Annotated in this window: 11 protein-coding genes; 8 read left to right on the top strand and 3 right to left on the bottom strand. The window is 63.1% G+C overall.

Annotated elements, in window-relative coordinates; genetic code table 11:
- Positions 1 to 68: 68 nt before the first annotated feature.
- The 7 genes from QD208_RS09765 to QD208_RS09735 all read left to right on the top strand — a co-directional run bounded on the left by QD208_RS09765 (position 69) and on the right by QD208_RS09735 (position 8,190).
- Complete coding sequence (locus QD208_RS09765) at positions 69 to 782, top strand: UTRA domain-containing protein (RefSeq protein ID WP_054555867.1); 714 nt, start codon at positions 69 to 71, stop codon at positions 780 to 782.
- A 145-nt stretch (positions 783 to 927) separates the two neighbouring features.
- A complete protein-coding gene (locus QD208_RS09760; RefSeq protein ID WP_153635506.1) occupies positions 928 to 1,974 on the top strand; it encodes a putative 2-aminoethylphosphonate ABC transporter substrate-binding protein in 1,047 nt (348 codons plus the stop codon).
- 62 nt (positions 1,975 to 2,036) lie between these two features.
- The gene (locus QD208_RS09755; protein ID WP_153635507.1) at positions 2,037 to 3,260 is read left to right on the top strand and encodes a putative 2-aminoethylphosphonate ABC transporter ATP-binding protein; all 1,224 of its coding nucleotides are present in this window, start codon (positions 2,037 to 2,039) and stop codon (positions 3,258 to 3,260) included.
- A complete protein-coding gene (locus tag QD208_RS09750; protein WP_279836689.1) occupies positions 3,257 to 4,948 on the top strand; it encodes a putative 2-aminoethylphosphonate ABC transporter permease subunit in 1,692 nt (563 codons plus the stop codon). The genes QD208_RS09755 and QD208_RS09750 overlap by 4 nt, the downstream gene beginning before the upstream one ends.
- Positions 4,949 to 4,997: 49 nt before the next feature.
- The gene (locus QD208_RS09745; RefSeq protein ID WP_279836687.1) at positions 4,998 to 6,137 is read left to right on the top strand and encodes a 2-aminoethylphosphonate--pyruvate transaminase; all 1,140 of its coding nucleotides are present in this window, start codon (positions 4,998 to 5,000) and stop codon (positions 6,135 to 6,137) included.
- Between the two features lie 13 nt (positions 6,138 to 6,150).
- Positions 6,151 to 6,969 carry a phosphonoacetaldehyde hydrolase gene (gene phnX, locus QD208_RS09740; protein ID WP_153635510.1) on the top strand — a complete coding sequence of 273 codons (819 nt, stop codon included), beginning with the start codon at positions 6,151 to 6,153 and terminating at the stop codon, positions 6,967 to 6,969.
- 324 nt (positions 6,970 to 7,293) lie between these two features.
- Positions 7,294 to 8,190, top strand: a complete 897-nt coding sequence (locus tag QD208_RS09735) for a drug/metabolite transporter (protein ID WP_153635511.1) — start codon at positions 7,294 to 7,296, stop codon at positions 8,188 to 8,190.
- A gap of 117 nt (positions 8,191 to 8,307) precedes the next feature.
- Here the strand turns inward: QD208_RS09735 and QD208_RS09730 are convergent, their stop codons facing one another.
- Positions 8,308 to 9,789 carry a mannitol dehydrogenase family protein gene (locus tag QD208_RS09730; protein WP_279836685.1) on the bottom strand — a complete coding sequence of 494 codons (1,482 nt, stop codon included), beginning with the start codon at positions 9,787 to 9,789 and terminating at the stop codon, positions 8,308 to 8,310.
- A 140-nt stretch (positions 9,790 to 9,929) separates the two neighbouring features.
- Entirely contained in the window at positions 9,930 to 11,690 is a 1,761-nt protein-coding gene (locus QD208_RS09725; RefSeq protein ID WP_153635513.1) for a hypothetical protein, read from the bottom strand.
- A 799-nt stretch (positions 11,691 to 12,489) separates the two neighbouring features.
- On the opposite strand from QD208_RS09725, the gene QD208_RS09720 reads away from it, so the two are divergent.
- Complete coding sequence (locus QD208_RS09720) at positions 12,490 to 12,885, top strand: RcnB family protein (protein ID WP_279836683.1); 396 nt, start codon at positions 12,490 to 12,492, stop codon at positions 12,883 to 12,885.
- 136 nt (positions 12,886 to 13,021) lie between these two features.
- On the opposite strand, the gene QD208_RS09715 is transcribed toward QD208_RS09720, so the two are convergent.
- Positions 13,022 to 13,630, bottom strand: coding sequence for an XRE family transcriptional regulator (locus QD208_RS09715; protein ID WP_279836681.1), 609 nt, complete (start codon positions 13,628 to 13,630; stop codon positions 13,022 to 13,024).
- Positions 13,631 to 13,761: the final 131 nt, after the last annotated feature.

Raw genomic sequence — 13,761 nt, 5'->3', positions numbered from 1 at the left:
GGGCAAGCGGCGCCATGTTATTACCCGGTAGTGGCAACCCTCTTCATCTTTGGTCAGGACTCCTCGTCATGAGTGATGCGTATTACCTCCACCTTACCGATCGCCTGCGCGAACAGCTGAAGGATCCTGATGCCTTTGAAGAGGGGCGTTTGCCTTCTGAACGAGTGCTGGCCGAGCGCTTCGATACCACGCGCGTGACGTTGCGTCAGGCGTTGGGGCAGCTGGAGGGAGAAGGGCGCATTCATCGCAGCAATCGCCGTGGGTGGTTCGTGTCGCCGCCACGGCTGGATTACGACCCCACGCGTGACTCCGGCTTCAATGACTATGTGACGGCGCAGGGACGGCGGCCACGGACGGAAGTGCTGCTGACCGATGTTCAGGCCTACCCACCGGCTGCGCAAGCGCTGGGCCTGGCGGCCCAGACACCGCTCTATCATATTCGCCGCCGGCGTTTCGTGGATGAGCGCGCAGTGCTCAGCGAGTCGATGTGGGTGGTGCCGGAGCGCGCCCCGGGGCTGCTCGAGGAGGGCCAGTTCGGGGTGTCACTGTGGGCGGAGCTGCGCGGGCGCTACGGCCTGACGCTGGCCCACCGTGAGCTGCGCTTCTACTCCGAGTCGCTGGGGGAGCAGGCCGCCCGGGAGCTGGGGGTCGCCATGGGCAGCCCCGGTCTGACCGTGCGTCGCGCTACCTTCGATGAGCAGCATCGTCCCATCGGCTATGACGAAGAGCGCTGGCTGCACAATGCGCTGTGCATCACCGTCACGCTCAAGAACAAGCCCTGAGCCCGCGCTGCAGGGACACTATATGAGATAACACTGTTTCACCGGGCCTTCAACTGACTGTCACGGGGGTGTCATTCGGCCCGCTCATACTCTTGGTATATACCAGATGGTGAGAGCCATTCATTCCAAGCGTTGGAGAGTCCCGATGTCCTTCTTGACCCGTTCCTTCCTCACCCGTTCCTTGCTGGCCAGTGCCGTTGGTCTGGTCGTTTCCCTCAATGCCCAGGCGGCCACCGAGCTCACCGTCTATACCGCGGTGGAGTCCGATGATCTGCAGAAATATGCCGAGCGCTTCCAGCAGGCGCACCCGGATATCGACATCAAATGGGTGCGCGACTCCACGGGCGTGATCACCGCACGATTGCTTGCCGAGAAGGACAACCCGCAGGCGGATGTGGTGTGGGGCCTGGCCGCGACCAGCCTGCTGGTGCTCGAGAAGGAAGGCATGCTGTCGCGTTATGCCCCCAAGGGAGTCGAGGCGCTGGATAGCAAGTTCGTCGACCCCGCCTACCGTGATGGCCAGGACCCGTCCTGGGTCGGGATGGACGCCTGGGTCGCCTCGCTCTGCTACAACACCGTCGAAGGTGAGCGACTGGGAGTGCCCAAGCCGACGTCCTGGGAAGACCTCACGCGTCCCGAGTTCAAGGGCCACGTGATCATGCCCAATCCGAGTTCTTCCGGTACCGGCTATCTGGATGTCGCCAGCTGGTTGCAGCTGTGGGGTGACGAGGGCGGCTGGGAGTACATGGACCGCCTGCACGACAACATTGCCCGCTATACCCACTCAGGCTCCGCGCCCTGCAATCTGGCCGGTTCCGGCGAGGCCGTGGTCGGTGTGTCCTTCGCCTTCCGAGGCGCGCGCCTCAAGGCACAGGGCGCACCGGTGGACCTGGTCTTCCCCGAGGAAGGGCTGGGCTGGGACATGGAAGCCGCGGCGATCATGAAGGGCACCGACAAGCGTGAGGCGGCGCAGGCACTGATGGATTGGGCAGTGTCCAAGCCGGCCAATGAACTCTACAACGAAGGCTATGCGGTCGTGGCCTATCCGGGGGTGGCCAAGCCGATCGAGCATTATCCGGCCAATATCACCGAGATGATGATCGAGGCTGACTTTGCCAAGGCGGCCAACCAGCGGGATGAAGTGCTCGCCGAATGGCAGCGCCGTTACGACGGCAAGTCCGACAGTCAGTAAGTCACGCCCAGCCACCTTCGTCATTGCCCCGGCGCCTTGCGCCGGGGTCGGGAGTTTCTCGCATGTCTCTTGTGACCGCACCCCCGCGTCATCACGCCTCGCGTCAAGCGCCGCCAGCGACTGCCGGCGCCTCGCCGCGCGCGGTATCCGCCCCTGCAGCCCGGGCGCCTGCGCGTGACGCAGCGCCTCAGGCACTCACCACGCGTTCTGCGTCGTCAGACAGCATCCACCTCAAGATCAGCGGCCTCACCAAGCGCTATGGCCAGTTCACGGCCCTGAGCGAGATCGATCTCGCGATCCGCGAAGGCGAGTTCGTGTGCTTCCTCGGCCCCTCCGGCTGTGGCAAGACCACCTTGCTGCGCGCCATCGCCGGGCTTGCGCCGCAGAGCGAAGGCACCATCCACCAGCGCGGCCAGGACATCTCACGGCTGCCGCCGCAGGCGCGCGACTTCGGCATCGTCTTCCAGTCCTATGCGCTGTTCCCCAATCTCACCGTGTTCGACAATGTGGCCTATGGGCTGCGCAATCGGCGCGATGCGCGTGACGCGATGCGCCGCCGCGTGACGGAGCTGCTCACCCTGGTGGACCTGGCCGGCAGTGAAGGCAAGTATCCGGCGGCACTGTCCGGGGGCCAGCAGCAACGCGTGGCATTGGCGCGGGCGCTGGCGACCGAGCCGGGGCTGCTGTTGCTCGATGAGCCGCTGTCGGCACTGGATGCGCGCGTACGCCTGCATCTGCGCAGTCAGATCAAGGCACTGCAGGCACGGCTGGGCGTCACCACCATCATGGTGACCCACGACCAGGAAGAGGCCCTGGCCATGGCGGACCGCATCGTGGTGATGAACCATGGCGTGATCGAGCAGATCGGCACTCCCGCCGAGATCTACCGTCAGCCGGCGAGCGCCTTCGTGGCCGAATTCATCGGCAGCATGAACTTCCTGCAATGCTGTCCCGAGAACGCCAGTACTCTGCGTCTGGGCCAGCAGCGACTGGAATGCGCGGCGCATGATCTTGAGGGGCTGGATCAGGCGCGTCTGGCCATTCGCCCGGAAGCCGTCTCGCTGTGCGCAGTGGGTGAGGGGCTGTCGGCGCAGGTGGATCACGTCGAGTTTCTCGGCGCCTTCCTGCGTATCACTCTGACGCTTGAGGGCTGTGGGCAGACACTGTCGGCGGATGTGGCGCTCAAGGACAGCGAGTCACTGGGCGTGCGGGTCGGTGCTCGGGTGGGTGTGCGTCTGCCGTCCGAGGCGATCCGCCTGTATCCGTTGGTGGAGGCGCAGGCATGATGGCGCGCGCATTGCCCTTGTCGGGTCGGCTGTCTGGCGAGTCCGGCTTGCGTCTGTTGATGTTGCTGCTGGCCTTGGCGCTGCTGGTCATCGGGCTGCTGTTGCCGCTGGCCACCATGCTGATCAAGAGCGTGCAGGACCGCAGCGGCGACTTCGTCGGCCTGGCCAACTTCGCGCGCTATGTGCAGACGCCGGCGCTGGTCGGCTCGATCATCAATTCCGTCAGCATCGCGTTGATCAGTACCCTGACGGTGGTGAGCCTGACCTTCCTGTGCGCGTACGGCACCACCCGCACCTGCATGCCGGGCAAGCGCGTCTTCCGCATGCTGTCCATCCTGCCGCTACTGGCTCCGTCACTGCTGCCAGCCATCAGTCTGGTGTATCTTTTCGGCAATCAGGGCTGGTTCAAGGATGTGCTGCTGGGGGAGAGCATCTACGGCCCCATCGGCATCGTGATGGGCATGACATTCTGGATCTTCCCGCATGCGCTGATGATCATGATGACGGCGCTCAGCAACAGCGATGCCCGTCTCTATGAAGCCGCGGACGCGCTGGGAACGCCCAAATGGCGCAGCTTTCTGACCATCACCTTGCCGGGTGCGCGCTACGGCATCATCTCCTGTGCCTTCGTGGCCTTCACGCTGGCGATCACCGATTTCGGCGTGCCGAAGATCATTGGCGGGCAGTTCAGTGTGCTGGCCACCGATGTCTATCGTCAGGTGGTGGGGCAGCAGAACTTCCAGATGGGCGCGGTGGTCAGCGTCATCCTGCTGTTGCCGGCCTTGCTGTCCTTCGCGGTGGACCGCTGGATCCAGCGCCGTCAGGTCGCGCAGCTCTCGGCGCGCGCCGTGCCCTGGCAGCCGACGCCAAGCCCGCTGCGTGACTGGGTCTTCGCGCTGCTCTGCTATGGCGTGGCCGCCGCGATTCTGGCCGTGATCGGCACCGCCATCTATGCCTCGCTCGTGCAGTTCTGGCCCTACAACCTGAGCCTGACCCTCGATCACTACGCCTTCAAGGCGCTGGCGGGTGGTGGCTGGGACGCGTGGCTCAACTCGCTGACGCTGGCCTTCTGGGTCACCTTGATCGGCACGCTGGTCATCTTCTTCAACGCCTGGCTGACCGAGAAGAGTCAGGGCTATCGCCCGCTGCGCCAGGGACTGCACTTCATGGCGATGATGCCGATGGCCGTGCCGGGCATGGTGCTGGGTCTGTCCTACATCTTCTACTTCAACCAGGCCGACAACCCGCTGAACTGGATCTACGGCACCTTCGCGATTCTGGTGCTCAACACCCTGGTGCATTTCTATACCGTCTGCCACCTGACCTCGGTGACCGCGCTCAAGCAGCTCGATGGGGAATTCGAGGCGGTCGGTGCCTCACTCAAGGTGCCGTTCTGGAAGACCTTCTGCCGCATCACCTTGCCGGTGTCTCTGCCGTCAGTGCTGGATATCTCGGCCTATCTGTTCATGAACGCGATGACGACCGTCTCGGCGGTGGTATTTCTCTACAACAGCGATACCCGACTGGCCTCCATCGCGGTGATGCATCTCGACGAAGCCGGGCACTTCGCCAGCGCGGCCGCCATGGCAGTGCTGATCTTCTTCACCTGTCTGGGCGTCAAGCTGCTGCATGCGGTGGTCAGTCATCTGCTGTTGACCCGTGCCCAACGCTGGCGACAGGCGACCTGATTACGCCGTTGGCCGTCTTTTTTTTGTGCAAATTAACTGGTATATACCAATGAGTATTCAACATCCGTACCTGCTGACTCCCGGTCCCTTGACCACCAGTGAGAGCGTCAAGGCCGCCATGATGAAGGACTGGGGCTCCTGGGATCAGGACTTCAACACCAAGACCGCCGAGATCTGCCAGCAGTTGCTCCGCTGTGCCAATGCCAGTGAGCACCATGAGTGCGTGCCGATGCAGGGCAGCGGTACCTTCGCGGTCGAGGCGGCGCTGGGCAGTCTGATCGAGCCGACGAGTACGACGCTGGTGCTGGTCAATGGTGCCTATGGCAAGCGGCTGGTCAGTCTACTGACCCGCATGGGGCGCGACTGCGACGTGCTGGCGTGGGGCGATGCCGAGGCGCCGTGTGCCAAGGCCGTGGCCGACAGACTCGCGGCAAGGCCCGAGATCGGCCATGTCGCCATGATTCACTGCGAGACAAGCTCCGGGATGCTCAATCCGGTGGCGGACATCGCCGAGGTGGTGGCAGCACACGGCCGTGAGCTGATCCTCGATTCGATGAGTGGCTTCGGGGCGCTGGAGATCGATGCGCAACGTACCCCGTTTCTGGCGCTGATCTCCTCGGCCAACAAATGCTTCGAGGGGGTGCCGGGGTTCGGCTTCGTGATCGCCCGGCGCGATGCGCTGCAGGCGGCACAGGGGCGTAGCCACTCATTGTCGCTGGACCTGCACGATCAATGGCAGTACCTCAAGCGCACTGGGCAATGGCGTTATACCCCGCCGACTCACGTGGTGGCGGCGTTTCACCAGGCGCTGAAGGAACACGCCGAGGAGGGCGGCGTCGCGGGCCGCCACGCCCGCTATCACGCCAACATGCAGCGACTGGTGGCAGGCATGCGTCAGCGCGGCTTCACGACCCTGCTCGACGATGTCTGGCTGTCGCCGATCATCACCACCTTCCTGAGCCCGGCACACCCGGACTTCGACTTTTCACGTTTCTACGCCGAGCTCAAGGCACGTGGCTTCATCATCTACCCGGGCAAGCTCACCGACGTGGAGAGCTTCCGCATCGGCAGCATCGGGCAGCTGGATGTCCGCGTGATGGATCAACTTCTGGCCGCCGTGGATGACGCGCTGGCCACCCTGGGTGTCGACGATGCCCGCCCGTGCGCTGGCGCTGTCGCACTCAACTGACTGGAGAACTGTCATGCAATACCACACCCCGGATCGTCTGCAGGCTGCCATCTTCGATTGGGCCGGCACCCTGGTGGATTTCGGCTCCTTCGCGCCGACCCAGATCTTCGTCGAGGCCTTTGCGGAAATCGGCGTGGCCATCAGTCTGGAAGAGGCGCGCGGCCCGATGGGCATGGGCAAATGGGAGCACATTCGCACCCTGTGTGATGACCCAGCGATCGCGGCCCGTTTCGAGGCGGCCTGTGGCCACGCCCCCAGTGATGCCGATGTCACGGCGCTTTATGAGCGCTTCATGCCGCTGCAGATCGACAAGATCGGGGCGCACTCCGCACTGATTCCCGGCGCGCTCGAGGTCATCAACGGGTTGCGCGACAAGGGCATCAAGATCGGTTCCTGCTCCGGCTACCCCCGCGAAGTGCTCGAGCAGGTCGTCGCACGGGGCAAGGGCAATGGGCTGGTGGTGGACCATGTCGTGGCCACCGATGAGGTGCCCAAGGGGCGACCCTCTCCGGCGCAGTCTCTGGCCAATGTCATCGCGCTGGGCATCACTGACGTGGCGGCCTGTGTGAAAGTGGATGACACGGCGCCGGGGCTGCTGGAAGGTCGCAGCGCCGGCATGTGGACGGTCGCGCTGACCTGCTCCGGCAACGCCATGGGGCTGGATCACGCGGTGTTCATGGACCTGTCGGAGGCAGAGCTCAACGAAAGGCGTAGCGCCATCGAAGCCCAGTTCACGCCGTCCGGGCCGCACTTCATGATCGACACCATCGCGCAGCTGCCCGAGGTGATCCGCGAGATCGAGGCGCGTCTGGCGCGCGGTGAGCGCCCCTGACAGCCTGGTGACGGGGTGGCGACGCCAGGCCTGCCTGTCACCTCGCTCGCCCACCTTGATCTACCATTTCACCCCACCACTTCACTCCACCCCTTCAGGCGCCAGCCTCGGGTCCTTGCACAAGGCCTTGAGGCTGGCGTCTTCTCGCAAAAGGTAAGGACATATGCTCATTGGCGATTGCCGCCTGGTTGCCCTGAAAGCCCGTAATTCCCGCATGCCCGTCCGCATGCCTGTCCCCATGCACGGGCAAGCTCACTCTCAAGCCCAATTTCATGTTCAAGCTCAAGCTCAAGTTCAAGCCCACACGATTGCCGTGAGTGCCTCTTGAGCCCACTGGCGCTGGGACTCATCCTGATCTCGGTCTGTCTGCATGCCGGCTGGAATCTGCTCGGCAAGGGGCGGGCGCCGTCGCTGGCCTTCTTCATGCTGGCCATGGCCAGTGGTGCGCTGATCTTTGCGCCGCTGCTGGGACTGGGGCCATCGTTTGCCGTGCTGCCCACTGAATTCTGGGGCTGGCTGGTGGCCACCGGCCTCTGTCAGGTGCTCTACATGGGCGGACTTGCCTGGGCCTATGCGCGCGGCGAGGTCAGTGTGCTGTATCCCATCGCGCGGGCCTTGCCGGTGGTGCTGGTGCCGCTGGTGTCACTGAGTCTGCTGGGCAGTCAGGCACTCACGGCGTTGGATCTGGTCGGCATGGGGCTGATCGTGCTCGGCGCGTTGGTGCTGCCCTTGAGCAGTCCGCAGGGCCTGCGCCCCTCGACCTACCTGACGCCCGCGTTGGGGTTCGCGCTGCTGGCAGCAGTCGGCACCACCGGCTATTCGCTGATCGACAAGCAGGCGCTGGATATCATGGTGAGTGTCGGTTACTCGCCCACCTCGGCGGGCGCTGTCTTTCTGGTGTTGCAGGCCATCATGACCGTCGCTTGGGGCGCGCTGCTGGTGATGTTGCTGCCGGCAGAGCGTCGCCGCCTGCCCGCGCTATGGCGGGGGGAGCGGGGCAGCATGGTGCTGACCGGCGTGATGGTGATGGCGACCTACGGGCTGGTGCTGGTTGCCATGACGCTGACGGCGGAGGTCAGCCTCGTCGTGGCGATGCGTCAACTGTCGATCCCGCTGGGCGTGATGCTCGGGGTGCTCTGGTTGCGCGAGCGAGCGGCCATCGCCAAGTGGATCGGCATCGTCATCATGCTGGCGGGACTCTGGACCGTTGCGCTGGTGTGAGGAAAGGCGTGGCATGAGGCACAAAAAAAGCGAGACAGGCGGCTGCCTATCTCGCTTTTGTCTTTCTGCGGGCGCTGGCGGGGCATCACGTTGTCGTGAACCCCTGCACCGCCATGCTTACTTGGCGTCTGCCACCAGCATTTCCAGCGTGGCGCGCGCGCCGTTGTCGTGCAGGCTCTTCAGCGCTGCCAGGTAGGCGTCGCGGAAGCGCGGCTGATCGACCAGATCACCGAACAGTTCACGGTTGTCCAGGAAGGCAGTCGGCTCTTCGCGCTGACGGCTGGCACGCTCCATCAGCTCGTCCTTCAGCGGGTCGACCACGTCGATGGTCTCGCCTTGCTCATCCACGCCTTCTGCATAACGTGCCCAGCTGGCCACGACGGCTGCGGTACGACGCAGTTCGCCGTCGGTCTTGAGCTGTGCGTGTGCCACCGGGATCAGGAACTTCGGAATGCGGTCGGAGGTCTCGGCGCACAGACGCGCGAGGGTGTCCTTGACTTCCGGGTTGGCGAAACGCTCGATCAGCGTGCGGCAATGGGCGTCGAGATCGATACCCGGCAGCTGGGCCAGCGTCGGGCGAGCTTCCTCGTTCATGTAGCCGAGCAGGAAGTCGACGATCAGCGGGTCGTTGCAGGCTTCATGCGCGTAGCGATAGCCGGCCAGATAGCCGAAGTAGCACAGCGCCTGGTGACCGGCGTTGAGCAGACGCAGCTTCATCAGCTCATAGGGCTCGACATCTTCCACCGGCTGCACGCCGGCATCTTCAAAGGCCGGGCGGCCATGGGCGAAGTGGTCTTCCAGCACCCACTGGGTGAAGGGCTCGCAGACCACCGGCCAGGCGTCTTCCACGCCGAAACGTGAGGACAGCTCTTCGATGTCAGCCGGCGTGGTCACCGGCGTGATGCGGTCGACCATGGAGTTGGGGAAGGGGACTTCGGCTTCGATCCATGCCGCCAGTTCTGCATCACGTGCACGCGCGTAGGCAGTGAACATCTTGTGGGCGACGTTGCCGTTGCCTTCGATGTTGTCACAGGACATCACGGTGAACGGGGCGACGCCACGCTCGCGACGACGTGCCAGGGCTTCGGTGATCAGGCCGAAGCTGGTCTTGGCTTCCCCCGGGTTGGCCAGGTCGTGCTGGACGTCGGCGTTCTCGAGATTGAATTCGCCGGTGACCGGGTGGAAGTTGTAGCCACCTTCGGTGACGGTCAGCGAGACGATGCGGATCGCCGGGTCGGCCATCAGCTCGATGACGGCATCCGGGGAGTCCGGGGCAAAGCGGTAATCGATGATGGAACCCACCACGCGCGGCTCATAGTTGCCGTCCGGGTGCTTGAGTACCACGGTGTAGAGGTGGTCCTGCGAGGCCAGGGCTTCCTGCATGCGGCGGTCGCCCGGCATCACGCCGACGCCGACGATGCCCCAGTCCAGCGCCTTGCCCTGATTCATCAGCTCGTCGAGGTACATGGCCTGGTGCGCACGATGGAAACCGCCCACGCCGAAGTGGACGATACCGGCGCTGACCGCAGTGCGGTCATAGTTCGGAGTGGCTACCTTGGCGTCCAGCTGAGTCAGACTGGCATTGGAGAGACGGGTCATGGGGAGGTCTCCTGCCGCGTGTCGCGGTCGAGTCGAGATGGGTAAAGAAAGGGTAGGTCGTAACGGCCAGCGGCGAAGGTCACCCGTGTGATTCAGGCTTCCTTCGCCGCTGGCATGGCAGGGGGCAAGCCCCTGCCGACTCAGCTAGCGGTGGCCGCTTGCTTGGGGGACTGCTTGTTGAACAGCGCCTTGCTGCGCTGCAGCTCCCAGTACGCGAAGATGAAGTAGATGATCGTCGACCAGATGGTCACGTCATAGAACAACTCACGATTCGCTTCGTAGCTGGCCAGGTCCGGGCTGCCGAAGAGTACGCGCAGCGCGAGGACCATCGGCACCGCCAGGCCCAGCACCATCCAGACGGCCTTGATGGCCTTGGTCAGACCCGAAGTGTCCTTGACCGGTGCGTGGTTGGTGGTCTCGGCCTGCTTGGCGTGCAGGGCTTCGACACGCTCCTGGAATTCCCGCTCGGCCGCTTCGGCTTTCGGGTAGGAGTCGGCTGCACCGGCAGATCTGGCCATCAGGGTGTAGAGGATGATGGAGACGAACCAGGTCGGCAGGAACAGGTAGTAGAACGGGATCACGTCGACCGTCTCGAGGCCAAAGCCGAAGATCAGTGACAGCGCCCAGGTTGCCAGTGCCGGCGTGTTGTGCTTCACGCCCTTGTAGCGCGCCCAGTAACGGCTGAAGCCGAGTTTCGGGAACAGGTGATGCTCAGCGAAGATGATCCCGCCGACCGGCACCAGCACCAGGCCCGCATAGGTCAGCAGCGGCAGCATGCTGCGATAGACGAACGGGAAGCAGCTGAGCACGGCAACGCAGATACCCACGGCCAGCGTCGCCTTGTTGCGCGACAGGTTCGGCATGGCCGACTGGGCGGCAAGGCCCGCGCGGTACAGGTTGGCGTTGGCGGTGGTCCAGCCTGCGACGACCACGATAACGAAGCCAGCGGCGCCAAGGGCGTGCAACGCCACTTCGCCCGGTTCCAGCACATCGATGCTGATACCGGCGACGGCTGCGGTGGCCGCGCCCATCAGACCGGCGGAGATCCAGGCGACATAGTGGCCGAACATCATGCCGGTGCTGGTCGCAAGGCCGGAGCGCATACGCTTGGCATAGCGCAGCAGCGCCATGTCGATCAGACCGAAGTGGGAGAAGGTGTTGGCCGCCCAGGAGAAGCCGATGACTTCCCAGATGCCGATGCCCGCTTCGCCCTGGGAGTTGATCCCGGTGAAGACGGTACTGCCGGCGACATCAATGAAACTCGAGAAACTGTTCAGGCTGGTTTCACCAGTGACGGACTCCGCCAGTTCCGGCAGCAGAACCATGCCGCCGACGGTGAACATCAGCATCAGCCACGGGGCACAGATGCTGGCGAATTCGGTCAGGGCGTTGAAGCCATAGACCGCGACCAGCACCACAATGGCCGCCACGGCCAGTGCCAGCAGGATGAACTCGAAGCTGGTGGGATAGGCCTGGGTCTGGGCCGGGATGTCGAACAGCAGCCTGACCGCCGTGGCGGAAACGGTAATCATGGCCGCCGATATGGCGGTGAATATGACCACGTTGGCCCAATTGTAGAGCCGTGACATCGAATCACCGGCAATACGGTGAAGATAGGTGAAGAGGCTCAGACGGGTCTCGATCGCGATTGGCGTCGTGATCAACCAGAAGCTGAGCACTGCGAGGCCATTACCGATCAGCAGGCCCAGCAGGATATCCCAGATACCGGCACCGAGCGCCACGAAGGTGGCACCGATGACGAACTCGGTCGCGGCAACGTGCTCGGCGGCATAGAGACCGGCAAAGTGTGGCCACCGGTGCAGTTTATGACGTGGCACCGGCAGTAGCTCATCGTCCATATGGGCGATCTGCCGATCCAAATCTGGCGCAGTACTGGCCATGATTGGCTCCTGTTTTTTTACGGCTTGTCTTGCTGCTCCTACCCGAGATGTCACGCAGCCGCCTTGGCGATCCTGTCGGCGATGACGAGGGTAGATCGTCTATTATCGATCAAATGACTCAGGTGTGGTGCAAATGATCGGTGAATGGTCATCAAAACGCAAAGCCCGCGTGCTTGAACTTTGGGCTATGACCTCGAGTGATCATGGCTATGGAAGTCAGGAAGGCGCTGAAGGCCGCATGAAATCTGGGATTGCGCGAAGGTGTCTCGATTCAATGACACGATTCAGCAAAATGAATTTTTCCGTTCTCACACCCCGTTCGGCGCCTGAAGCATTGTGTCCTGGCTAAAACGGCCAACGATCCAGGGGCAGATATCTCACAACTCTGAGAGTGGTCTTGCACCGATGTGGTGCGATTGGCGTACCAGGCATCGTCGCTTTCTTGCCATGCCTCAGCAGTGTCTTGATCGAGGCCCGAGGCCCGGGAGTCGAAAGGGGAAATGGGGCAGCGGAAAGAGCAGCGGAAAGGGCAGCGAAAGTCGGGTCGCTGCGAGAGAGCACGATAGAGAGCGCTATAGAGGTGACGACATATAAAGGTGGGTGTTGGTCGGTGGCGACATCGGTTTCGGCACAATGCGACGGAAAGTGCATGAAATAACGACAAAGAACGAGAAAAATGAGACATCTTGCGGCTTTCCCCAGTTCTCGCTAAGGTTGCGCAACACTGTTTCCTAACCAGGAAGCCCCAACACGACTCCCGGCGCTTGATTGGCGACGGGGCAAGGCGAGGAGGCCAGCCATGCGAACGCGCACACTGACCATTCTGATGATGATATTCACGCTGTTGGGAGCCCCGCTGGCTCAGGCAGGACCGCACGATAGAGGCCACGGGCATCATGACCGTGGGCATGGCCACCACGACCGCGGCCATCACGGTAAACAGCACAAGAAGCACCACAGGCAGCAGCGTCATCATGAACGCCGCCGTCATGAGGCGCGACGCCATCACCAGTGGCGCCGTGGCGATCACCTGCCGCGTCATTACTACTCCGACAGCCGCTACTGGGTGAAGGACTGGCACCATCGTCACCTCTCCAAACCGCCGCGCGGGCATCGTTGGCTGAACATCGATGGGCGCTATGTGCTGGCGGCGGTGGCGGGTGGCGCGATCACGGCCATCATTCTCAATCGCTGATTCCAGCCGCGTGTTCATACGTCAGTAAGTCAGCAAGACCAAAGACAAGGGCCTCCAGTGAGGCCCTTTCTCGTGCTTGTCGTTCACGTTTTGACATGGCGAGGCTGCCAACGCACGTCAGGCCCGGGCAGCATTCTCAGGCGTAGGCGCTGCATACCCAGGTCATGGTCGCCGGGGTGTCACCGTTGTAGGTGATGGCGTGTCCGAGGGTGCTGTCGAAGGCCAGGCTGTCACCGACCTTGAGCTGGATGGGGTCGTAGAGTTCGGTCCAGACCGTCACCTCGCCGCTGGTCACGATGATCTGCTCCTGGCCGGAATGTTTTTGCAGGCCGCCGAACTCCTCGAGACTGCGATTGAGCACGGTGGTTTCCAGTACCATGTATTCCTTGGACGCCACGTTGTTGCAAAGCGGTCGATAGCGGTAGTTGGGCGTCTCGATGACTTCTCCCTCCTGCGCTCGCGTCAACGCGAGCCAACCCCGAAATGACGTGTCCTCCGTGTGATAGAACAGCTCGCTGACATCCACGTTCAGGCCCTTGGCGAGGTTCACGATCGCCTCGAAGGTCGGTGAGATGCGTCCATTCTCGATTCTCGACACGCTGGCCGCCGAGATTCCCGACGCGCTGGCCACGGCCGCGATGGTCAGCCCCTTCTCCTTGCGTAGTGCCTTGAGATTGTCACCAATGGCGCCTGCCTTGCGTTCTCGGTGCTTCATGGCGATCGGCGTTTCCTGGTGGGGTGTCATGTCAGCGTGCTCCATCGTGTTCGTCTGCTGGGGTGGCGTCTGTCGCTGCCTATGCCGGTGTAGCGCAAGGGCGTGAGCTTTCAGGTCATGCTGCGGCAGGGAGAGGCATGAACGCCATGATGGCGTCCATT

Origin of the sequence: Cobetia sp. 29-18-1 (genome assembly GCF_029846405.1) — a bacterium.
Lineage (GTDB): Bacteria > Pseudomonadota > Gammaproteobacteria > Pseudomonadales > Halomonadaceae > Cobetia > Cobetia amphilecti.
The sequence above is the reverse complement of the archived record's forward strand: the minus strand, read 5'-3'. Positions and strand labels throughout refer to the sequence as shown.

Excerpts from the sequence above, each read along its gene's own strand:
- QD208_RS09745 (WP_279836687.1), top strand. The coding sequence starts at position 4,998 with ATGAGTATTCAACATCCGTACCTGCTGACTCCCGGTCCCTTGACCACC.
- QD208_RS09765 (WP_054555867.1), top strand. The coding sequence starts at position 69 with ATGAGTGATGCGTATTACCTCCACCTTACCGATCGCCTGCGCGAACAG.
- QD208_RS09750 (WP_279836689.1), top strand. The coding sequence starts at position 3,257 with ATGATGGCGCGCGCATTGCCCTTGTCGGGTCGGCTGTCTGGCGAGTCC.
- QD208_RS09715 (WP_279836681.1), bottom strand. The coding sequence starts at position 13,630 with ATGACACCCCACCAGGAAACGCCGATCGCCATGAAGCACCGAGAACGC.
- QD208_RS09725 (WP_153635513.1), bottom strand. The coding sequence starts at position 11,690 with ATGGCCAGTACTGCGCCAGATTTGGATCGGCAGATCGCCCATATGGAC.
- QD208_RS09755 (WP_153635507.1), top strand. The coding sequence starts at position 2,037 with ATGTCTCTTGTGACCGCACCCCCGCGTCATCACGCCTCGCGTCAAGCG.
- phnX (WP_153635510.1), top strand. The coding sequence starts at position 6,151 with ATGCAATACCACACCCCGGATCGTCTGCAGGCTGCCATCTTCGATTGG.
- QD208_RS09760 (WP_153635506.1), top strand. The coding sequence starts at position 928 with ATGTCCTTCTTGACCCGTTCCTTCCTCACCCGTTCCTTGCTGGCCAGT.
- QD208_RS09730 (WP_279836685.1), bottom strand. The coding sequence starts at position 9,789 with ATGACCCGTCTCTCCAATGCCAGTCTGACTCAGCTGGACGCCAAGGTA.
- QD208_RS09720 (WP_279836683.1), top strand. The coding sequence starts at position 12,490 with ATGCGAACGCGCACACTGACCATTCTGATGATGATATTCACGCTGTTG.